Genomic DNA, 21256 nt, shown 5'->3' with positions numbered 1-21256 from the left:
CCTGCCACGGCGCGGCCCGCTTGGAAAGGCGCGGGCCGCAGAATGACCTGCGGCCCGCGTCACTCTGTCAGGTCAACCCGTATGGGTTTCCTTCAATTTGTCGATCCCCAGCGTCTTGAGCGCCAGCGTTTCATAGAACGGCTCGGACACGCCCTTGCGCAGCTTGCGGATGAAGTACTTTTCAAAGCCGATCTTGGCCATGTGCACCCACTTGCCGCTGGACGACCAGTTGACGTTGCGCGGCGGAATCTGCGGCTGCGCGACAAAGGCCACGCCCCCGTCCCCGAAATCGGCCAGACAGACGGCGTTCCAGGTGCCCACGCGGTCGGGCGCCTTGCCGCGCACCAGATTGCCGATGTTGTGCGCGGTGGCCGTCACCATCGATTCGATCATGAAGCCGGTCTTGGGTACGCCCACCGGCACCGGCGTCGGCCCCATCGGCGGGATGGCCACGCAGACGCCCACGGCAAAGATTTCTGGGTATTTCGGGTTCTGCTGGTGGCGGTCCACGATGGTGAACCCGCGCGGGTTCGACAGCCCCTCGATCCCCGACACCGGCTTGATCCCCCGGAAGGCGGGCAGCATCATCGAAAAGGCGAAGGGCAATTCCTTCTCTCCCTTGGACGACCCGTCCTCCGCGATCTCCTCGACTGTCATCCTGCCCGCCTCGACCTTCTTCACCTTGGTCGAGGTCATCCATTTGATGTGCTTGGCCCGCATTTCGGATTCCAGCAGACCCTTGGTGTCGCCCACCCCGTCCAGCCCCAGATGCCCGATGTAAGGCTCCGACGTGACAAAGGTCATCGGCACGCGGTCGCGCACCTTGGCCCGCCGCAGCGCGGTTTCAAGGATGAACAGGAATTCATAGGCCGGACCGAAACAGGACGCCCCCTGCGCCGCGCCGATGATGACGGGGCCGGGGTTCTTCACCAGCTCCTCGAACACCGCGCGGGCCTGTTCGGCATGGTCGATATGGCAGACCGACTGGGTGAAGCCGCCATGCGGCCCGAACCCCTCGATCTCGTCAAAGGCCAGTTCGGGCCCCGTCGCGATCACCAGATAGTCGTAGGAAACCGACTGCCCGTTCACCAGCGCGATGCGCTTTTCCTCGGGGTGCAGCTTTTCCGCCGCGACGGGGATGAAGTCGATCCCCTTCTTCCGCATCGTCGGCTCCAGATCGACCGTGATCTCCTCGCGCTGCCGCCAACCCACCGCGATCCACGGGTTGGACGGGACGAAGTGATATTTCGGGTCCTTCGTCACCACCGTGACCTTGTCTTCCTTGCGAAGCTGGTCCCGCAGTTCATAGGCCATGATGGCCCCGCCCAGACCCGCCCCCAACACCACGACATGCGCCATGCGGATAGTCCTCCCTCCAAAGGTTCATCCGCGCATAATACATTCAAAGATACGAATGTAATTGATCTAAATCACCCTGCGACGATCCGCCCCCGTGCAACGAAAAAGGCCCGCCGGAGCGGGCCTTTGACACGGTCAGCGAAGAAATCAGGACGGGATTTCGCCCGTGATGCCCTCGACATAGAACATCATGCCCAGCAGGTCGCCATCCGGCGCGGTCTGGCCCTCGGCCAGCCATGCGGAACCGTCCTGCTTGTTGATCGGGCCGGTGAAGGGGTGGTAGGTGCCCGCCGCGATGGAATCGCGCAGCGCCTCGGCCTCGGCCCTCACATCGGCCGGAACGGCATCGGTGATCTCGCCGATCTCCACTTCGCCGCCCGCGATGCCTTCCCATGCATCCGCCTGCTCATAGGTGCCATCCAGCAGCGCACCCACGCGCTTGACGTAATAGGGCGCCCAGTTGTCGATGATCGACGACACGCGCGGGCTGGGCTTGTAATCGGCCATGTCCGACGCCTGACCAAAGCCGATAACGGCCCCGTTGGTCTTTGCGGCCTCGGCCAGCGGCGCGGTGGAATCGGTATGCGACGCGATCACGTCCACACCCTGATCGATCAGGGCCTTGGCCGCATCCGCCTCTTTCGCCGGATCGAACCAGGTGAAGGCCCAGACCACCGACAGCTCGACGTCCGGATTCACCTTCTTGGCGTGCAGGTAATAGCTGTTGATCCCCATGATGACCTCAGGGATCGGGAAGGACCCGATATAGCCGATCTTGTTCGTCTTGGTCATCTTGCCCGCGATATGGCCCTGCACCGCGCGGCCTTCGTAGAAGCGCGCGTTATAGGTCGACACGTTGGCATGGTCGCGCTTGTAGCCGGTGGCATGCTCGAACTTCACATCGGGGAACTTGGCCGCCACCGCATTGGTCGGGTCCATGTAGCCGAAGGAGGTCGTGAAGATGATGTTGCAGCCCGACAGCGCCATCTGCGTCAGAACGCGCTCGGCATCCGCGCCCTCGGGCACGTTTTCCTGCCACACGATCTCGACCTTGTCGCCATAGGCTTCCTGCACGGCCAGCGCGCCCTGATGGTGCTGGAAGGTCCAGCCGCCATCCCCGATCGGGCCGACATAGACAAAGCCGGCCTTCACCTTTTCCAGCCCCTGCGCCATCGCCATGCGACCGCCCATGACCGAGACGAGGCCCAGCGCCGCGCCGCCCTTCAGGATGGTTCTTCTCTTCATTTCTTGCTCCCCAGTTCGGGCCTGATCCGGCCCCGGTTTCGTTATGGCCTCAGCGCGAGGCGTGGAAGTTCTGGCCCAGCGCGGCCGGCGCATTCAGCGCCGCCTTGCCCTTGCCAGAGGACATGATGACCAGCACGAGGATGGTTATCAGATACGGGCTCATCGACAAGTACTCCACAGGTATACGTGCCCCCGCTGCCTGCAGGTTCAGCTGCAGAACTGTAATCCCGCCAAAGAGATAGGCGCCCAGCAGAACCCGCCACGGCTTCCAGCTGGCAAAGACGACGATGGCCAGTGCGATCCACCCCGCCCCCGCCGTGATGCCGTCCGTCCACTGCGGCACGCGGATCAGGCTGATATAGGCCCCGCCCAGCCCCGACATGGCGCCGCCGAACAGCACCGCCAGCATCCGGATGCGCCGCACCTTGTAGCCCAGCGCATGGGCCGCATCGTGGCTTTCCCCCACCGCCCGCAGGATCAGCCCCGTGCGCGTGTATTTCAGCACCGCCCAGACCGCCGCGATGATCGCGATGGACATATAGACCATCCAGTCATGCTCGAAGAGGATCGTCCCGAAGAACGGGATATCCGCCAGCGGCCCCAGCTCCAGCTTCTGCGTCGCAGGCGGCTTGATGCCCACATAGCCCTGCCCGATCATGCTGGACAGGCCCAGCCCGAACAGCGTGAGCGCCAGCCCCGTCGCCACCTGGTTGGCCAGCAGGAACTGCGTCAGGAACCCGAAGACCAGCGCCAGCGCCATCGCCCCCGCCGCGCCACCGACGAAACCCAGATAGGGGTTGCCCGTGCCCACCGCCGTGGCGAATCCGCAGATCGCCCCCATGATCATCATCCCCTCGACGCCCAGGTTCAGGACGCCCGCCTTCTCCACCACCAGCTCGCCGATGGCGGCAAGGATGATCGGGACCGAGGCCACCATGAGCGAGGCGATCAGGATTGCCGGATTGATGCCGCCGATATCCATCACGCCACCTCGCGCTTCGCGCCGAACCGGACGCGGTAATTGGTCAGAAGGTCGACCGCCAGCAGGAAGAACAACAGCATCCCCTGAAAGGCCTGAATGGCGGCCGAAGGCAGCGACAGCATGAAGGACGCAAGCTCGCCCCCGATATAGGTCAGCGCCATCAGCAAGCCCGCCAGCAGGATGCCGATCGGGTTCAACCGGCCAAGGAATGCCACGATGATCGCGGTGAACCCGTAGCCCACGTTGAAGTCGATGCTGATCTGCCCCGACGGCCCCGCCACCTCGAACAGCCCCGCCGCACCGGCCAGCGCGCCGGAAATCCCCATGCACAGCACCACCAGCCGCTGCGGGCTGACCCCCGCGAACCGCGCCGCGCGCGGCGCCTGCCCCGACAGCTTGATATGAAAGCCGAGGATGTGCCGCTGCAGCATGACATAGGCCGCGATCACCACGACGAAGGCCGCGATCACCCCCCAATGCATCCCCGTGCCGGGGATCAGTTCGGGGTTCGCCATCGCCGGGATCTGCCCCAGATTCCGGCTGCCCGGAAAGCCGCCCCCTTCGGGATTGCGCAGCAGCCCCAGCGACATGGAGGCAAGGATGTTTTGCGCCACATAGACCAGCAGAAGCGAGACGAGGATTTCATTGGTGTTGAACCGCGTCTTCAGGATCGCGGGGATCATCGCCCAGAGCCACCCCCCGAACACCCCCGCCACCACCATCAGCGGGAACACCCAGCGCGTCTCGACAGGGTATAGCGCCAGCCCCACCCCCGCGCCGAAGATCGCGCCCATGATGTACTGCCCCTCGGCCCCGATGTTCCAGATGCCGGCGCGGAACCCCAGCGACAGCCCCACCGCGATCAGGATCAGCGGCCCCGCCTTCACCAGCAGTTGCGGCCGCGAATAGGCCGCGAACTGTTCGTTGAACAGCGGGTCCCAGAAGATGGTCCGGATCGCCTCCACGGGGTTCTTGCCCAGAAGCGCGAACATGATCCCGCCCGCGATCATGGTCAGCACCACCGCCAGCACCGGCGTCGCCCATTGCCAGAAGGCACTGGGCGAAGGTCGCTTCTCAAGCCTCACCATGCCGCACCCCCTTCATCTCGGCCCAAATACTCTCGGGGGTCCGGGGGCTGACGGCCCCCGGGGTATCCACCCCGCACCACGCCGCCCTCAATGCCCATGATGCGCGACCTCCATCCCGTGGGCACCGCCCATCATCAGCCCGATCTCGTCGATGGTCAGCCCCTCCACCGGCCGCGGCGCGGTCAACCGCCCCTCGTTCAGCGCGGCGAAGCGGTCCGCGATCTCCAAAAGCTCGTCCAGATCCTGCGAGATGACGACAACCGCCGCCCCCCCCGCCGCACGGTCGAGGATCGCCTGCCGGATCGCCGCCGCCGCCGCCGCATCCACGCCCCATGTGGGCTGGTTGATCACGATGACCGACGGCGCCTGCGACAGCTCGCGCCCCACGACGAATTTCTGCAGATTCCCGCCCGACAGCGCCCGCGCCGCCACATGCGTACCAGGCGTCCTCACGTCGAAATCCCTCACGATCCCGGCGGCAAACTCCCCCGCCGCCGCCCAGTCGATGAAGCCGCCCTTCACCAGCCCCTTCCGCACCGCCCCCGACAGCAACGCGTTTTCCACCAGCGACATATCCGGCGCCGCCGCATGGCCCAGCCGCTCTTCCGGTGCCGCGACCAGACCCGCCGCGCGCCGCGCGTTCGGCCCCTGATCGCCCATCGGCACCCCGTCGATCCTCACCGCCCCCGCAGAACAGCGCAACTCGCCCGACAGGGCCAGCAGCAATTCGTCCTGCCCGTTGCCCGCAACCCCCGCGATGCCCAGCACCTCGCCCTTCCGCACCGCGAAGGACACGTCCTTCAAACTCGTGCCAAAGGGAATGGGCGACGCCACCGACAGCCCCGCCACCTCCAGCGCGACCGCCCCCTTTTCCTGCGCCGCCCGCGCCGGCGGGGTCAGCGTCGCGCCCACCATCAATTCCGCCATCTCGCGCGCCGACCGCTCGCGCGGGGTGCAGGTCGCCACGACCTTTCCCCGCCGCAGGATCGTCGCCTCGTCGCACAGCGCGCGGATCTCCTCCAGCTTGTGACTGATATAAAGGATCGCCGTCCCCTCGGACGACAACTGCCGCAGCGTCTTGAACAGGATCTCCACCTCCTGCGGCGTCAGAACGGAAGTCGGCTCGTCCATGATCAGCAGCTTCGGGTCCTGCAACAGGCAACGGATGATCTCCACCCTCTGCCGCTCGCCCGCCGACAGGTCGCCCACCATCCGCCCGGGGTCCAAGGGCAGGCCATATTCCTCGCTCACCGCCTTGATCCGGCTGGCAAGCTCGCGCATGGGCGGCGGGTTCTCCATCCCCAGCGCCACGTTCTCGGCCACGTTCAGCGCCTCGAACAGGCTGAAATGCTGGAACACCATGGCGACACCGGCGGCCCGCGCCGCGCGCGGCTCGGCCGGCGCGTAATCGGCCCCGCGGAACCGCATCGAACCTGCATCCGGCTTCACCAGCCCGTAGATCATCTTGACCAGCGTCGACTTGCCCGCGCCATTCTCTCCCAGCAGGGCGTGAACCTCGCCCTCGCTGATGGAAAACGACACATCGCTGTTGGCCACCACGCCCGGATAGGCCTTGGTCACCCCGCTGATGGCCAGCAGTTCCGTCCCCGTCCCCGTCCCCGTCATCCCGCGTTCTCCTGTCGTGACGCGTTTTCCGTCTTTTCCCGACGCAGGAAGGCCATGGCAACCCCCACCGCAATCGCCTGCGGATGCTTTCCCAGCGCGGGATCGCCAATAGGGCAATCGATCCGCGCGATCTCTGCCGCCCCGTGCCCCAGCGCCACCAGCCGCGACCGGAACCGCGCCCGTTTCGTGGCCGACCCGATCAAACCGCAGGCCGCAAAGCCCCGCATCAGCAGCCGGTGGCACAGCTCCAGATCCAGCGCGTGCGAAAAGGTCAGGATATAATGCTCCGCCCCCGCAGGCGCCTCGGCCACCAACGCCGCAGGGTCCGCCGCGATCCGGCAAACCACACCCGCGGGCACCGCCTGCGGAAACCGCCCTTCCGCCACATCGACCCATGTCACAGCCACGCCCGGCAACGGCGCCAGCACCGCCACCAGCGCGCGCCCGACATGCCCCGCGCCCCAGACCCAGACCCGCCGCGCGGGCCGCGCCACCGGCTCCACCATCCAGCCCTGTACCAGCGCAGGCACGGGCATCACCCCCTCGCCCCGCGCCCGCGCCAGCATCCGCTTCACGGCCAGCGGCATCGCCCGCCCGTCCACCGCCCGCGCGATGACGCCCGCCTCTGCCACGGGCAGCGACGCAGCCTCGTAAACCTCGGTCAGCACCGTCACCGCGCCGCCGCAGCACTGGCCCAGCTTCGGCCCCAGCGCCTCGCGGTCCAGCCGCGCGCCCCCCGCGCCCAGCATCCCGCGCGCCCGCGCCACCGCCTCGAACTCCAGCGCGCCGCCGCCGATGGTGCCCGACTGCCCGCCCTCCCAGACCAGCATCGCCGCCCCCACCTCGCGCGGGGACGACCCGTCATGCGCGGCGACCATCACGCGCGCCACCCGGCCATGCCGGCAAACCGCGTCTTGCAGGGCGTCCAGATCAAACATCCGCACCCCCAAGTCCTGCGCGCAGATTTCGGCGCGAAATCTGTGTCAGATTTCGCTTTCCCTCACGCATCCCCGCGCACCCGCTTCACCGCCGCCAGCACCCGCTCTGCCGTCGCGGGCGCATCCAGCGACGGATAGACCGACCCGTCGCCACAGGCCGCCACCGCATCGGACAGCGCATAAAGCGCCGATATCCCCAGCATGAAGGGCGGCTCGCCCACCGCCTTGGACCGCCCCACCGACTCCTCGCGGTTGGGCCGCCCCCAGAGCGCCACGTTGAACACCCGCGGCCGGTCCGAACAGGCGGGAATCTTGTAGGTCGACGGCGCATGCGTCGCCAGCCGCCCCTTGCCGTCCCAGACCAGCTCTTCCGTCGTCAGCCAGCCCGCACCCTGCACATAGGCGCCTTCCACCTGCCCGATATCCAGCGCGGTATTCAGACTGCTCCCCGTGTCATGCAGCAAATCCGCCCGCAGGATGCGGTTCTCGCCCGTCAGCGTGTCGATCACCACCTCGGTCACCGCCGCGCCATAGGCAAAGTAGAAGAACGGCCGCCCCACCCCGCGCATCCGGTCCCACACGATCTTGGGCGTCGCATAGAACCCGGTCGACGACAGCGACACCCGCGCCTGATAGGCCCAACCCGCGACACGGGCGAAATCATATTCCTCGCCCGCCACGCGCACCATGCCATCCACGAACTTCACCGCCGCGGGCTTCACCTGATGCTTTTCCGCGATGAAGGCCGCCAGCCGCCCGCGGATCACCTCCGCCGCCGCCTTGGCCGCCATCCCGTTCAGGTCCGACCCGCTCGATGCCGCCGTGGCCGAGGTGTTGGGCACCTTGCCCGTATCCGTCGCCGTGATCTTCACCACCGCCGGATCGACCCCGAACACCCCCGCCACCACCTGCGCGACCTTCTGGAACAGACCCTGCCCCATTTCGGTCCCGCCATGGTTCAACTGGATGGACCCGTCCTGATACACATGCACCAAGGCCCCCGCCTGATTGAGGTGCGTCAGCGTGAAGGAAATCCCGAACTTCACCGGCGTCAGCGCGATCCCCCGCTTCAGGACGGGGCTGCCACGGTTCCATTCCGCAATCGCCGCCCGCCGCGCCACGTAGTCCGACGACCGCACCAGCTCCGCCACCAGCTCATGCCCCGCGAAATCCTCGACCGGCATGTGATAGGGCGTCGTCTGCACCGGCCCGTCCGTCGGCAGCGCATGCGACCCCACCGGAACCGCCGCCCCGCGCGAGGCCAGATCGACCCCCTCCTTCGTCTCGGGCAAGATACCTTGGGGGTCCGGGGGTGAAACCCCCGGGGCCGCGGCCATCGCGCGATAGAAATTCGCGCGCCGCACCTCCAGCGGATCACGGCCCAGGGCGTGGGCGATGTGATCCATCACCCGTTCTATCCCCACCATCCCCTGCGGCCCGCCAAAGCCGCGGAAGGCCGTCGCGCTCTGGGTATTGGTCCGCAACCTGTGGCTTTCGATCCGGATGTCCGGCAGGTGATAGCAATTGTCCGCATGGAGCATCGCCCGATCCGCTACCGGCAGCGACAGGTCCTGCGCCCAGCCGCAGCGGAAGAGATGCTTGAATTCCAGCCCCGTCACGCGGCCCTGCCCGTCAAACCCCGCGCGGTAGACGATCCGCAGGTCATGCCGCTTGCCCGTGATGACCATGTCGTCATCGCGGTCATAGCGCATCTTGCAGGCCCGCCCCGTCCGCACCGCCATCACGGCGCAGGCAATGGCAAGGGCGTTGCCCTGGCTTTCCTTGCCCCCGAACCCGCCGCCCATCCGCCGCACCTCCACCCGAACCGCGCTCATCGGCAGGTGCAGGGCATGGGCGACCTTGTGCTGGATTTCCGTCGGATGCTGGGTCGAGGACTGGATGACCACATCCCCGCCCTCCTGCGGCAGGGCGGCGGCGACCTGACCTTCCAGATAGAAATGCTCCTGCCCGCCGACCTCGAACGACCCTTCGACCACCCGCGCCGCCTTGGCCAGCGCCCCCGCCGGATCGCCCTTGGTCCAGATCACCGGCCCCTGCTCGAACCGGCTGTTCGCCGCCAGCGCGTCATCGACAGTCAGAAGCGCGGACAGTTCCCGCAGCTCCACCCGCGCCAGACGCACCGCCTTGCGCGCGGCCAGATGGCTGGTCGCCGCGACAAGGAAGACCGGCTGGCCCACGTAATGCACCCGACCCATCGCCAGCAAAGGCTCGTCATGCACCGACGGGCTGCAATCCGGCATCTCGTCGAAATCTTCGGCCGACAGCACCGCCACCACGCCTTCTGCCGCGCGCACGGCGGACAGGTCCAGCGATACGATCTCGCCATGCGCGACGGTGGACAGACCGAAGGCCAGATGCAGCGCCCCCGCAGGGAGCGGGATGTCATCCACATAGCGCGCCACACCCGTCACATGCAGGGGGGCCGCATCATGGGGAAGGGGCTTGCCCATGCTCATGGCTGCACCTCCAGAACCGAGACGGGCACGCCGCTCAATTCATGGAAATAGCGCAGAAGCATGTTCGCCGCCGTCTCCAGCCGATAGCCCGCACTGGCCCGCATATCGCTCAGCGGCGTGAAATCCTGCGCGAAGGCCGCCATCGCCGCGCGCATCGTGGCCTCGGTCCACGGCTGCCCCACCAGCGCCGACTCCACCGCCGCCGCCCGCTTCGGAATGCCTGCCATCCCGCCGAATGCGATCCGCGCCGCCGTCACGCGGCCGCCCCCCACCGTCACGTTGAAACAGCCGCAGACGGCCGAGATGTCCTGATCGAACCGCTTGGACAGTTTGTAACAGCGCAAGGCAGGCGCGCTTTCGGGGAAACTGATCCCCGCCACGAATTCCCCCGCCTGCCGATCCTGCTTGCGATAGTCGAGGAAGAACGCCTCCAGCGGGATCGACCGCATCGCATCGCCCCGCCGCAGATGCAGCGTGGCCCCCAGCGCGATCAGCGCGGGCGGACCATCCCCGATGGGCGACCCATTGGCGATGTTGCCCCCGATGGTGGCCGCATTCCGCACCTGCTCCGACGCATAGCGCCGCAGCAACTCGCCAAACGACGGCAACCGCTCCGCCACCGCCTCGCGCAGCGCGGCGATGGTGACGCACGCGCCCACATGCAGCATGCCCCCCTGCCGTTCGATCTGCTGCAGGTCCGTCACGCCGTTCAGGAAGGCCACCGGCGACAGGTCGCGCAGCGCCTTGGTCACCCAGAGCCCCACATCCGTCGCCCCTGCGATCAGGGTTGCGCCCGGGTTCTGCACATACCAGTCCGCCAGTTCATCCGATGACGCGGGGCGGAAGCCGGGCAGGGGGGCCGTCTGCCCCCCTCGGCCTGCGGCCTCACCCCCCGAGAGTATTTGGGCCGAGATGAAGGCGGCATCCTCCTTCATCCATTCGGGCACCGGCGCGCCTTCCACGGCCTCGGCCGCGCGGATGATGGGGGCATAGCCCGTGCAGCGGCAGAGGTTGCCCGCCAGCACGTCGTCATGATCCCGCCGCCCGTTCAGGTGACCGACCGCCATCGACACCACGAAGCCCGGCGTGCAGAAGCCGCATTGCGACCCGTGATGCGCCACCATCGCCGCCTGCACCGGATGCATTTCGCCATCCGGCCCCGCGATCCCCTCGACCGTCCGCACCGCCTTGCCGTCAAGCTGCGGCAAAAACAGGATGCAGGCGTTCAGCGCCCGTGACCCCCCCGCATCGGTGACCATCACCGTGCAGGCGCCACAGTCGCCCTCGTTGCAGCCTTCCTTCGTTCCGCAAAGACCGCGCCCTTCGCGCAGCCAGTCGAGAAGGGTCCGCGTCGGGGGCTCCCCCTCCACGCGGACCGGCGTTCCATTGAGCAGAAACGCAATCCCGGCCATGTCTCAACCCGCCGCCTTCTCCCCGTTCGAGGCATGTTGCGTGTCCGCCCGATGCGGCGTAAAGCGGCCCACGCGCCCCTGGCCCCGGTTTGTCCGGTTTGCCTGTTTCCCTTCCTAGCAGTGAAGCAAGCCCGCGCGCCACCTGTCCAGCAGAACCTTTCCGCGTTTCTTGGAAGCAGTTTCGTCTTTTGCCGAAAGAAGGGGCGGTCTTTCCCCCCGCGCGGTGCCGCGCTAGGCTGCCGCCCATGTCCAGCGCCCCCCGATTCATCCACCTGCGTGTCCATACCGAACATTCGCTGCTGGAAGGCGCGATTCCGGTGAAAAAGCTCGTGAAGCTCGCCGCCGCCGCCGAGATGCCGGCGATTGCCGTGACCGACACGAACAACATGTTCTGCGCGCTGGAATTTTCCGTCACCGCCAAGGATGCGGGGGTGCAGCCCATCGTGGGCTGTCAGGTGTCCGTCGAATACGACCCCGCGCAACAGGGCGAAAAGCTGCGCCTGCCCGCGCCCGTCGTCCTGCTCGCCCAGTCCGAGGCGGGCTACATGAACCTGATGAAGCTGAACACCTGCCTCTACGTGGACAAGGGCGGCCAGCTCAATCAGGTCACGCTGGAGGAGCTGGAGAGATATTCGGCGGGCCTGATCTGCCTGACCGGCGGGGCCGAGGGGCCGGTGGGCAGGTTCCTGCAGACGGGGCAGGGGACCCGCGCGCGCGCCCTGCTGGAGCGCCTGCATGCGGCCTTCGGCGACCGGCTCTATGTCGAACTCCAGCGCCACCCCGGCGAAGGCGGGCGCCTGACCGAGGCCGAGGCCGCCACCGAACGCGGCTTCGTCGAGATGGCCTATGACATGGGCCTGCCCCTTGTCGCCACCAACGACGTCTACTTCCCCAAGACCGAGATGTTCGAGGCGCATGACGCCCTGATCTGCATCGCCGAAAAGGCCTATGTCGACCAGAGCCAGCCCCGCCGCCGCCTGACGCCCCAGCACTATCTGAAATCCGAGGCAGAGATGTGCGCGCTCTTCGCCGACCTGCCCGAGGCGCTGGAGAACACGGTCGAAATCGCGCGCCGCTGCGCCTTTGCCGCCTACAAGCGCAAGCCGATCCTGCCCCGCTTTGCCGATGACGAGGTGCAGGAGTTGCGCCGTCAGGCGAACGAGGGGTTGCAGGCGCGGCTCAAGGTCATCCCCCACGCCGCCACGCCCGAGGAGTATCAGGCGCGTCTGGATTTCGAGCTGGGCATCATCGAGAAGATGGGTTTCCCCGGCTATTTCCTGATCGTGTCCGACTTCATCAAATGGGCCAAGGACCACGACATCCCCGTCGGTCCCGGGCGGGGGTCGGGGGCGGGTTCCCTTGTCGCCTATGCGCTGACGATCACCGACCTTGACCCGCTGCGCTATGCGCTGCTCTTCGAACGTTTCCTGAACCCCGAACGCGTGTCGATGCCCGACTTCGACATCGACTTCTGCATGGACCGCCGCGAAGAGGTGATCCGCTACGTTCAGGAGCGTTACGGGCGCGAGAAGGTGGGCCAGATCATCACCTTCGGCGCGCTGCTGTCCAAGGCCGCGGTGCGCGACGTGGGGCGTGTCTTGCAGATGCCCTTCGGTCAGGTGGACCGCCTGTCCAAGATGATCCCTCTGGAAGGGGTCAAGCCCGTCTCCATCACCAAGGCGCTGGCCGACGAACCCCGCCTGCGCGAGGCGGCGAAGGAAGAGGTGGTGGGTCGCCTGCTGACCTATGCCGAACAGATCGAGGGGCTCTATCGCAATGCCTCCACCCATGCCGCGGGGGTGGTGATCGGGGACAGGCCGCTGGACGAGCTGGTCCCGCTCTATCAGGACCCGGCCTCCGACATGCCCGCCACCCAGTTCAACATGAAATGGGTCGAAGCCGCGGGTCTGGTGAAGTTCGACTTTCTGGGGCTGAAAACCCTGACCGTCATCCAGAACGCGCTGGACCTTCTGAAACTGCGCGGCGTGACGCTGGACATCAGCCTCATCCCGCTGGACGACAAACCTACCTACGACCTGTACGCCGCCGCCAAGACGGTTGCCGTATTCCAGGTGGAATCGTCGGGCATGATGGACGCGCTGCGCCGGATGAAGCCCACCTGCATCGAAGATATCGTGGCCCTCGTCGCGCTCTACCGTCCCGGCCCGATGGAGAACATCCCCGTCTATTGCGAGGTCAAGAACGGCCAGCGCGACCTTGAATCCATCCACCCCACCATCGACCACATCCTGAAAGAAACGCAGGGCATCATCGTCTATCAGGAACAGGTGATGCAGATCGCGCAGGTCATGGCGGGCTACAGCCTTGGTGGCGCCGACCTGCTTCGCCGCGCGATGGGCAAGAAGATCGCCGAGGAGATGGCCAAGGAACGCCCGAAATTCATCGAAGGCGCCAAGGCCACCCACAACATCGACGCGAAAAAGGCGGGCGAGGTTTTCGACCTGCTGGAGAAATTCGCCAATTACGGCTTCAACAAATCCCACGCCGCCGCCTATGCCGTGGTCAGCTACCAGACCGCCTATCTGAAGGCGAATTACCCCGTCGAATTCATGGCCGCCGTCATGAATTGCGACATCCACCTGACCGACAAGCTGGCCGTCTACAAGCGCGAGGTGGACAAGCTGGGCATCACCACCGTGCCGCCCTGCGTCAACCGCTCGCTCGCCACCTTCACCGTGGTGGACGGCCAGATCGTCTATGCGCTGGGCGCGTTGAAGAATGTGGGGGTCGAGGCGATGAAGCTCATCGTCGAGGCGCGGGGCGACAAACCCTTCGCCACCCTCTTCGACTTTGCCCGCCGCACCGACCTCAAACGCGTGGGCAAGCGCCCGCTGGAAATGCTCGCCCGCGCGGGGGCCTTCGACCAGATCGACTCCAACCGCGCCCGCGTGTTCGAGGCGCTCGATGCCCTCGTCGCCTATTCCGCGGCCATCCACGAGGCGCGCGCCTCCTCGCAGGTCTCGCTCTTCGGCGAAGCGGGGGCCGACATCCCCGAACCCCGCATCGCGCGGCGCGACGACTGGCTGCCCGTGGAACGTCTGGCGCAGGAACATCAGGCGGTGGGCTTTTACCTGTCGGGCCACCCGCTGGATGATTACATGGGCGCGCTGCGCCGCAAGGACGTGAAAACCTTGACCGAGGTCATCCGTCTGGCCGAACGCGGCACGACCGTGGTCAAGATGGCAGGTTCCGTCTCGGCACGTCAGGAAAAGAAATCGGCCAAGGGCAACCGGTTTGCCTTCGTCTCGCTGTCCGATCCCACGGGGCTTTACGAGGTGACCGTGTTCTCCGATGTGCTCGAGGCCTGCCGCGACCATCTGGAACCGGGCAAGAACGTGGTGCTGACCGTGCGCGCCGATCCCGATGGCGAGGGGGTGAAACTCCTCGCCAACGGTGTGCAGCCCATCGACTCGGTCGCGGCCGAGGCGGGGGCGTCGGCCCTGCGTATCCATCTGAACAGGGCCGAGGCGGCGGCATCGGTCGCGGCTCTTCTGGCGCGTGTCGAAGGGCGCTCGAAGGCTGCGATCACCATCTGCGTGCCGGATGACACGGGGCGCGAGATCGACGTGATGCTGCCCCAACCCTATCCTGTGACGCCCCAGATCAAGGGCGCGATCAAGGCCATGGCGGGCGTGGTGATGGTCGAAGAGGTCTGACGGCAAAATTCTTCTGCGAAGAATTTTTGCCCCGGGTTTTCTTGCGAAAACCCGTCCCCACCCGCAGGGCCCGATCCTTCGCCAGAAGGATCGCCGCCTGATTTTTCGCAAGAAAAATCAGCCCCTCCGCAACCAGCCGGACAGCACGGCGACCGGAACCGCACCGGCTGCCACCGGCCAGACCGCCGCGCCCGGCGCCGCGATCAGACAGACCAGCGCCACACCTGCCGCCGCCGCCGCGACGACGGGCTCGCCCCTCCGCAGCCAGATCGGCGCGGCATTGGCGACCGCCGCCACCGCGACCAGCGTCCGCAGCGCCGCCATGTCCCCCGCGCCCTCCAGCCAGCGGTAGACCAGCCAGCCCAGCCCCGCCACAAGGGCCAGCGCCGCACACTCCACCGCCGCCCCGTGCGCCGTTCCCCACGCCAGCCCCCGCCGCAGCAGCGGCAGCGCAAACAGCAGCACCGCCACTGCCCATAGCACGCGGTTGCCCAGAACGCCTTGAACAGCCCCCTCCACTCCCCCCTGCGCGCGGTTCACGGCGGCAAAGGCCAGCATGAACAGCACCACCCGCAGCGCGCGCATCAGCCCCGCCGCGCGGTCGGGCGACGGCCCTTCCACCGCTGCGCGCAGCAGCATCAGCGACCCCAGCAGCAGGATCAGCGCATCCCACTGCGCGCCCGCATAGCCCGCAAGGGAAAGCCCCAACCCCACCGCCACGCAGGCAAAGGCGAACAGCCGCGCCCAATCCCGTTGCCGCATCCCCTTCAACCGATCCATCGACGCGCCCCCTTTGCCATCATCACCGACAGGACGATCCTAAGCACATGGTGGACGGTGACATAGACCACGCTCATCTGCAGGCTCAGCGCGATCAGGCTCATCTCGGCCAGACCGCCGGGCGCAAAGGCCAGAAAGACGGCGGCGACGGGTTCGCCGGTCAAGGGCGCCAGACCCCGCGCAAAGGCAAAGGTGATCCCCAGCGCCAGCACCGCATTTGCAACGGCCAGCGGCACCGCGCGGGCCAGCATCCGCCGGTCCGCCCCCGCAAAGCGCGCGCCCAGCCCGCAGCCCACCACGACCTGCGTCACGCCGACGAGCCATGCCGGCGGGACCCCGTGCACCAACCCTGTCGCATGGGCCACGGCGGAAAACAGGATTGGCCCGGTCATGATGGCCGCAGGCAGCCGCACCAGCCGCCCGATCCACAGACCCGACGCCCCCGCCGCCAGCAGCACCGCCACCTCCTGCGCCGTCAGCGGCACGGTAGCGGCAGGCATCGCCGTGCCGCTGGCCGATCCGACCGCACCCCCCGTCAGCACCATGAAGATCAACGGCACGAAGATGATGGTCAGGATCAGCCGCAGGAATTGCAGCACGGTCATCAGCCGCACGTCACCGCCCGCCTCCTCGCCCATCTGCACCGTCTCGATCAGCCCGCCGGGGACCGACCCGAAAAAGCTTTCCAGCCGTGGCAGACCGCCCATGCGATAGACCAGATAGCCCGTCGCATGGGCCAAGGGCAGGAACAGACCCAGCGCCAGAAGCGACGGCCACCACGCGCCCGCCTGCCCCACCACCTCGGGCGTGAAGGCCCCGCCGATCGACACCCCGATCACCGGCACAAAGGCCGACCGCAACTTGACCGGCAGCAGCACGGCCCGCCCGAAGGGTCGCCACCCCGCCGCCGCGATCACCGCGGTGACCAGCAGCGACCCCAGCAGCAGCGCCAGCGGCAGGTGCAGCGCAAGGGCCACCGCACCACCGGCGGACCCCAGCGCCAGCGTCATCGCCAGCGCCGCATAGTCCACCCGCCGTAATCCATCCAGAAATCCCATACGCCGTTCCTGCCGTGCAGGTCCGCCGGTTTCAACCCGTCACCAATGCGGCGGCCTCACATTCGCGGCAGGCCCGTCCACCGCCATCGCCTCGCGCTCGGCCTCGCGTTCGACCAGAAGCTGCACCAGCCGCGTCAGCCGCTCGATCTCTTTCGCATGGCCCGCCACGACGTCGGACAGATCGTCCACCGCCCGCATCAGATGCGCGACTTTCTCTTCCAGCACCGCATCCGCCATCGAACCCTCCGCCGCTTGCCGCCCCTGCTTGCCGGGCCTGTCCCCATCCGATACACGGACCCCGAAGAAAAGCCAAAGGCCCGCAGCATGGCACAGGACAAAGCCCCCGAGGCAAAGACGCGCCGCCCCCGCGCCGAAACCCCCAAGGGGTTCCGCGATTACTTCGGGGCCGAGGTGACCGAACGCAAGGCGATGCTGGACAAGATCGCCGAGGTCTACCACCGCTACGGCTTCGACCCGCTGGAAACCTCTGCCGTCGAAACGGTCGAGGCGCTGGGAAAATTCCTGCCCGACGTGGACCGCCCCAACGAAGGCGTCTTTGCGTGGCAGGACGAGGATGCCGACTGGCTCGCCCTGCGCTATGACCTGACCGCGCCCTTGGCCCGCGTCGCGGCGCAGTTCAGGAACGACCTGCCCTCGCCCTATCGCCGCTATGCGATGGGCCCCGTCTGGCGCAACGAAAAGCCGGGGCCGGGTCGGTTCCGCCAGTTCTACCAATGCGATGCCGATACCGTCGGCGCGCCGTCGGTCGCGGCGGATGCCGAAATTTGCGCCATGCTGTCGGACGCGCTGGAAACCGTGGGCATACCGCGCGGCGACTACATCGTGCGCGTCAACAACCGCAAGGTTCTGAACGGCGTAATGGAAGTGGCGGGCGTCCTCGACCCCGCCGATCCCGACCGCTTCGCCGCCGAACGCGGCATCGTCCTGCGCGCCATCGACAAGATCGACCGCCTTGGCGAAACCGGCGTCCGCGCCTTGCTGGGCGAAGGCCGCAAGGATGAGTCCGGCGATTTCACCAAGGGCGCGGGACTTGCCGCCGAACAGGCCGAGGTCGTCATGGCCTTCATGGCCGCCCGCCGCGACACCGGCGCCGCCACCGTCGCCCGCCTGCGCGAACTCGTCGGCGCTTCCGTCACGGGCGGCGAAGGCGTGGCAGAGCTTGAAACCATCGCCGAACTGCTCGACCGCCAAGGCTACGGGTCCGACCGCATCCTGATCGATCCCGGCGTCGTGCGTGGCTTGGGTTATTACACCGGCCCGGTGTTCGAGGCCGAACTGACCTTCGAAATCCTCGACGAAAAGGGCCGCAAGCGCCAATTCGGCTCCGTCTCCGGCGGGGGACGCTATGACGATCTGGTCAAACGCTTCACCGGCCAATCCGTCCCCGCCACCGGCGTCTCCATCGGGGTGGACCGCCTGCTTGCCGCCCTGCGGGCCAAGGGGCGGGCAGGGGCCGACACGACCGGCCCCGTCGTCGTCACCGTCATGGACCGCGACCGCATGGCCGATTACATGGGCATGGTCGCCGACCTCAGGAACGCGGGGCTGCGCGCCGAAGTCTATCTCGGCAACCCCAAGAACTTCGGCAACCAGCTGAAATACGCCGACAAACGCCAATCCCCCGTCGCCGTGATCCAAGGGGGGAACGAGGCCGAAAAGGGCAGCGTCATCCTGAAGGACCTGATCCTCGGCGCGCAGATCGCGCAGAACGCCACGCTGGAAGAATGGAAAGACCGCCCCGCACAGGTCGAAGTCCCCCGCGCCGAACTGGTCGCGGCGGTGCGGAAGATGCTGGGCAAATGACGCCCAAGGCCGCGATACGGGCCGAGGCCGAAACCCTCTTCGCCGCCTTCCGCGCCGAAGGGGCGGTTCCGGTGGAGGCTGACATCCTCCAGCCCGCCGAAACCCTGCTCGATCTTTACGGCGAAGACATCCGCGCCCGCGCCTATGTCACGACCGACCCCCTGCGCGGCGAGATGATGCTGCGCCCCGACTTCACCGTCCCTGTGGTGCAGGCCCACATGGCCCACGGCGCCGAACCCGCGCGCTATTGCTACATGGGCGAGGTGTTCCGCAAACAGGATACCGCAGGCCCCCGCGCCTCCGAATACCTGCAGGTGGGCTTCGAACTCTTCGACCGCACCGCCCCCGAACAGGCCGACGCGCAGGTCTTCGCCCTCTTCGCGCGCCTGCTCGCCCCCCTGAACCTGCGTGCGGCTACCGGTGATATCGGCATCCTCATGGCCGCCGTCCGTGGCCTGTCCACCACCGACCGCCGCAAGGCCGCGCTCCTGCGCCACATCTGGCGGCCCCACCGCTTCCGCGCGCTGCTCGACCGCTTCTCGGGCCGCGCGCCCATGCCCGCCGCCCGCGCCGCCCTCCTGCACCATCTGCAAAAGGACAGCCCCGAGGCGCTGACCCTCGCCGCCGGAACCCATGTCGGCCTGCGCAGCCCCGAAGACATCGCCGCCCGCGCCCGCGCCCTGATCGAGGATGCGGCAACGCCCCCCATCGCCGCGCCCGAGGCCGCGCTCCTCTACGACCTGCTATCACTGCAAGCGCCCGCCCGCGCCGCACTGAACCACCTGCGCGGCATCACCCCGATGCTGCCCGCCATCGCCCCCGCCGTGGACCGCTTCGCCGCCCGCCTCGACGCGCTTGACGGCTTCGGCACCGACACCGCGACCCTGCCGTTCGAGGCATCGCATGGCCGCACCAGCCTCGAATATTACGACGGCTTCGTGTTCAGCTTCCACGCGACGGACCCCGCCCTTCCCCCCGTCGCCTCGGGCGGCCGCTATGACGCGCTGACCGCCGTCCTCGGGCAGGGCCGCTCCATCCCCGCCGTCGGCGGCGTCATCCGCCCCGGCCTCGTCGCCCGCCTGAAGGGAGCTGTCTGATGCTGAAAATCGGCGTCCCCTCCAAAGGCCGGCTGATGGAAAAGACCTTCGACTGGTTCGGCGCGCGCGGCATCACCATGCGCCAGACCGGCAATGACCGCGAATATTCCGGCGCGGTCGAAGGGATCGACGGGGTGGAACTCGTCCTCCTCTCCGCCGGTGAAATCCCGCGCGAACTCTCCGCGGGCCGCATCCACCTTGGCGTCACCGGATCGGACCTCGTGCGCGACAAGCTGGCCGACTGGCCGTCACAAGTCACCGAACTCGCCCCCTTGGGCTTCGGCCATGCCGACCTCATCATCGCCGTCCCCGCCGCATGGATCGACGTCGACACGCTCGACGACCTCGACGCCGCCGCCGCCGCCTTCCGCGCTGCCCACGGCCACCGCCTGCGGATCGCCACGAAATACCACCGCCTCGTCCGCGACTTCCTGACGAAGAACGGCGTGGCGGATTACCAACTGGTGGACAGCCAAGGCGCGACCGAAGGCACGGTCAAGAACCTGACCGCCGAGGCCATCGCCGACATCACCTCCACCGGCGAGACGCTGCGCGCCAACCACCTCAAGGTGCTGTCGGACGGTCTGGTCCACCAGTCTCAGGCGGTGCTCTTCCTGTCGCGCAACGCGGATTGGACGCAGGCCGAGCGCGCCACGCTGGCTGCCCTCGCCGCCCGCGTCGATGTCGCGCCGCCTGCCGATCTGTGACCAAAGCTTGACGTCCTGCGCCAAGGACTACCTCCCCTTCTGGTGAACAAAAGGGATATCCCGGATGCATCTCCGTCTGACCGCTACCGCCCTCCTCCTTGCCCTTCCCGCCTTCGCGCAGGACCTCGCCACTGGCGAGACGATCAAGTCCGCGATCTCGGGCAAGACCGTGCAGGGCTCCATGATCGCCTCTGGCGCCTATACCGAGTTTTACGCCGAGGATGGCACCATCAAGGGCGACGGCTACACCGGCAAATGGACGGTGGAAGGCGACGCGATGTGCTTCGACTATGGCGAAGGGGCGAGCTGCTGGGGCGTTCGCCTGTCCGGCGATCAGGTCGCATGGATCAAGGACGGGGCCGAGGATGGCACCGGAACCCTGATCGACGGCAATCCCAACAACTTCTGAACCTCTCGACGGCGCCCGGAATGCGAACGCTTCCGCAATGAAGCGTTCGCTGCGTGCTGACAGTTTGCGGTACAACGCTCTGCACAGCCGACGGTACAGCTACCGCAGCCCGATTTCCGCCAAAGCCTGCGCCAGTTCCGGCGGCAGCGCATCCTCGCGCTCGCGCCCCTTGGGCAGGTCGCGCGGGCTTTCCGCAGGGTCCAGATAGCGCCACCCCTGAAACGGCCGCCGCGCCGCGCCCTCGGTCCGGATGACCTCTGCGTCCAGTACCAGCGCGCAGCGCTGCACCCCGTCCGCGCCATCGATTTTCTCAAGCCCGACAATGCGTTGGCGGGCAAGGATGACCCCTTTGATGACCCAGTAGAGCGACCCGCCCGCCAGAACCTCTGCCTCGCGCTTGGGCCACATCCGCGTCACATGCACCGCACAGCCCTTCGGCCATCTGTGCCGCTGGCTCTCCTGCCAGTCGACCAGATCCTCGACACTGTCCGCGCCGACGCAAAGCTTCAGGATATTGACGTAAGCCACGATTCCCCCGGGGTCTCCGGTCGGGACTCTAGCGTTAACCACCGGACCC

The 21256-nt window shown here is 67.3% G+C and carries 17 protein-coding genes; 5 read left to right on the top strand and 12 right to left on the bottom strand.

What is annotated here, in order from left to right:
* Positions 1 to 72: 72 nt before the first annotated feature.
* From GU927_RS09710 to xdhA, 8 genes are all read right to left on the bottom strand, one after another.
* On the bottom strand, positions 73 to 1359 hold the full coding sequence (locus GU927_RS09710) for an NAD(P)/FAD-dependent oxidoreductase (protein ID WP_161762250.1): 1287 nt from the start codon (positions 1357 to 1359) through the stop codon (positions 73 to 75).
* Positions 1360 to 1506: 147 nt separating this feature from the next.
* Positions 1507 to 2604, bottom strand: a complete 1098-nt coding sequence (locus GU927_RS09705) for a BMP family ABC transporter substrate-binding protein (protein WP_161762249.1) — start codon at positions 2602 to 2604, stop codon at positions 1507 to 1509.
* Between the two features lie 49 nt (positions 2605 to 2653).
* Positions 2654 to 3586 carry an ABC transporter permease gene (locus GU927_RS09700; RefSeq protein WP_161762248.1) on the bottom strand — a complete coding sequence of 311 codons (933 nt, stop codon included), beginning with the start codon at positions 3584 to 3586 and terminating at the stop codon, positions 2654 to 2656.
* Positions 3586 to 4674 (bottom strand): ABC transporter permease, encoded by a 1089-nt coding sequence (locus tag GU927_RS09695; protein ID WP_161762247.1) that lies wholly within the window; start codon positions 4672 to 4674, stop codon positions 3586 to 3588. The genes GU927_RS09700 and GU927_RS09695 overlap by 1 nt, the downstream gene beginning before the upstream one ends.
* Positions 4675 to 4761: 87 nt before the next feature.
* Positions 4762 to 6300, bottom strand: a complete 1539-nt coding sequence (locus tag GU927_RS09690) for an ABC transporter ATP-binding protein (RefSeq protein WP_161762246.1) — start codon at positions 6298 to 6300, stop codon at positions 4762 to 4764.
* The gene (gene xdhC, locus GU927_RS09685; protein ID WP_161762245.1) at positions 6297 to 7238 is read right to left on the bottom strand and encodes a xanthine dehydrogenase accessory protein XdhC; all 942 of its coding nucleotides are present in this window, start codon (positions 7236 to 7238) and stop codon (positions 6297 to 6299) included. Before xdhC ends, GU927_RS09690 begins: the two co-directional genes overlap by 4 nt.
* A gap of 62 nt (positions 7239 to 7300) precedes the next feature.
* Complete coding sequence (xdhB, locus tag GU927_RS09680) at positions 7301 to 9715, bottom strand: xanthine dehydrogenase molybdopterin binding subunit (RefSeq protein WP_161762244.1); 2415 nt, start codon at positions 9713 to 9715, stop codon at positions 7301 to 7303.
* Positions 9712 to 11127 (bottom strand): xanthine dehydrogenase small subunit, encoded by a 1416-nt coding sequence (gene xdhA / locus GU927_RS09675; RefSeq protein ID WP_161762243.1) that lies wholly within the window; start codon positions 11125 to 11127, stop codon positions 9712 to 9714. The genes xdhB and xdhA overlap by 4 nt, the downstream gene beginning before the upstream one ends.
* Before the next feature lie 245 nt (positions 11128 to 11372).
* Here xdhA and dnaE point away from each other — a divergent pair, with 245 nt between their 5' ends.
* A complete protein-coding gene (gene dnaE, locus GU927_RS09670) occupies positions 11373 to 14804 on the top strand; it encodes a DNA polymerase III subunit alpha (protein ID WP_161762242.1) in 3432 nt (1143 codons plus the stop codon).
* Between the two features lie 117 nt (positions 14805 to 14921).
* Here the strand turns inward: dnaE and GU927_RS09665 are convergent, their stop codons facing one another.
* The 3 genes from GU927_RS09665 to GU927_RS09655 are packed head-to-tail and all read right to left on the bottom strand — an operon-like array spanning position 14922 to position 16879.
* Complete coding sequence (locus tag GU927_RS09665; RefSeq protein ID WP_161762241.1) at positions 14922 to 15584, bottom strand: hypothetical protein; 663 nt, start codon at positions 15582 to 15584, stop codon at positions 14922 to 14924.
* A complete protein-coding gene (locus tag GU927_RS09660; protein ID WP_161762240.1) occupies positions 15572 to 16642 on the bottom strand; it encodes an AbrB family transcriptional regulator in 1071 nt (356 codons plus the stop codon). The genes GU927_RS09665 and GU927_RS09660 overlap by 13 nt, the downstream gene beginning before the upstream one ends.
* Positions 16643 to 16681: 39 nt before the next feature.
* Entirely contained in the window at positions 16682 to 16879 is a 198-nt protein-coding gene (locus tag GU927_RS09655; protein WP_161762239.1) for a SlyX family protein, read from the bottom strand.
* An 87-nt stretch (positions 16880 to 16966) separates the two neighbouring features.
* Here GU927_RS09655 and hisS point away from each other — a divergent pair, with 87 nt between their 5' ends.
* From hisS to GU927_RS09635, 4 genes are all read left to right on the top strand, one after another.
* Positions 16967 to 18466, top strand: a complete 1500-nt coding sequence (gene hisS, locus GU927_RS09650; RefSeq protein ID WP_161762238.1) for a histidine--tRNA ligase — start codon at positions 16967 to 16969, stop codon at positions 18464 to 18466.
* Positions 18463 to 19563 carry an ATP phosphoribosyltransferase regulatory subunit gene (locus GU927_RS09645; RefSeq protein WP_161762237.1) on the top strand — a complete coding sequence of 367 codons (1101 nt, stop codon included), beginning with the start codon at positions 18463 to 18465 and terminating at the stop codon, positions 19561 to 19563. Before hisS ends, GU927_RS09645 begins: the two co-directional genes overlap by 4 nt.
* Positions 19560 to 20270 (top strand): ATP phosphoribosyltransferase, encoded by a 711-nt coding sequence (hisG, locus tag GU927_RS09640; RefSeq protein WP_161762425.1) that lies wholly within the window; start codon positions 19560 to 19562, stop codon positions 20268 to 20270. The genes GU927_RS09645 and hisG overlap by 4 nt, the downstream gene beginning before the upstream one ends.
* Before the next feature lie 64 nt (positions 20271 to 20334).
* On the top strand, positions 20335 to 20679 hold the full coding sequence (locus GU927_RS09635) for a hypothetical protein (protein WP_161762236.1): 345 nt from the start codon (positions 20335 to 20337) through the stop codon (positions 20677 to 20679).
* 99 nt (positions 20680 to 20778) lie between these two features.
* Here GU927_RS09635 and GU927_RS09630 read toward each other — a convergent pair whose 3' ends face one another.
* Complete coding sequence (locus GU927_RS09630) at positions 20779 to 21210, bottom strand: DUF1489 family protein (RefSeq protein ID WP_161762424.1); 432 nt, start codon at positions 21208 to 21210, stop codon at positions 20779 to 20781.
* Positions 21211 to 21256 lie beyond the last annotated feature (46 nt).

It is taken from the genome of Paragemmobacter amnigenus, assembly GCF_009908265.2.
In the GTDB taxonomy this organism is placed as follows: domain Bacteria; phylum Pseudomonadota; class Alphaproteobacteria; order Rhodobacterales; family Rhodobacteraceae; genus Paragemmobacter; species Paragemmobacter amnigenus.
This window is presented reverse-complemented; position numbering and strand designations above follow the sequence as displayed.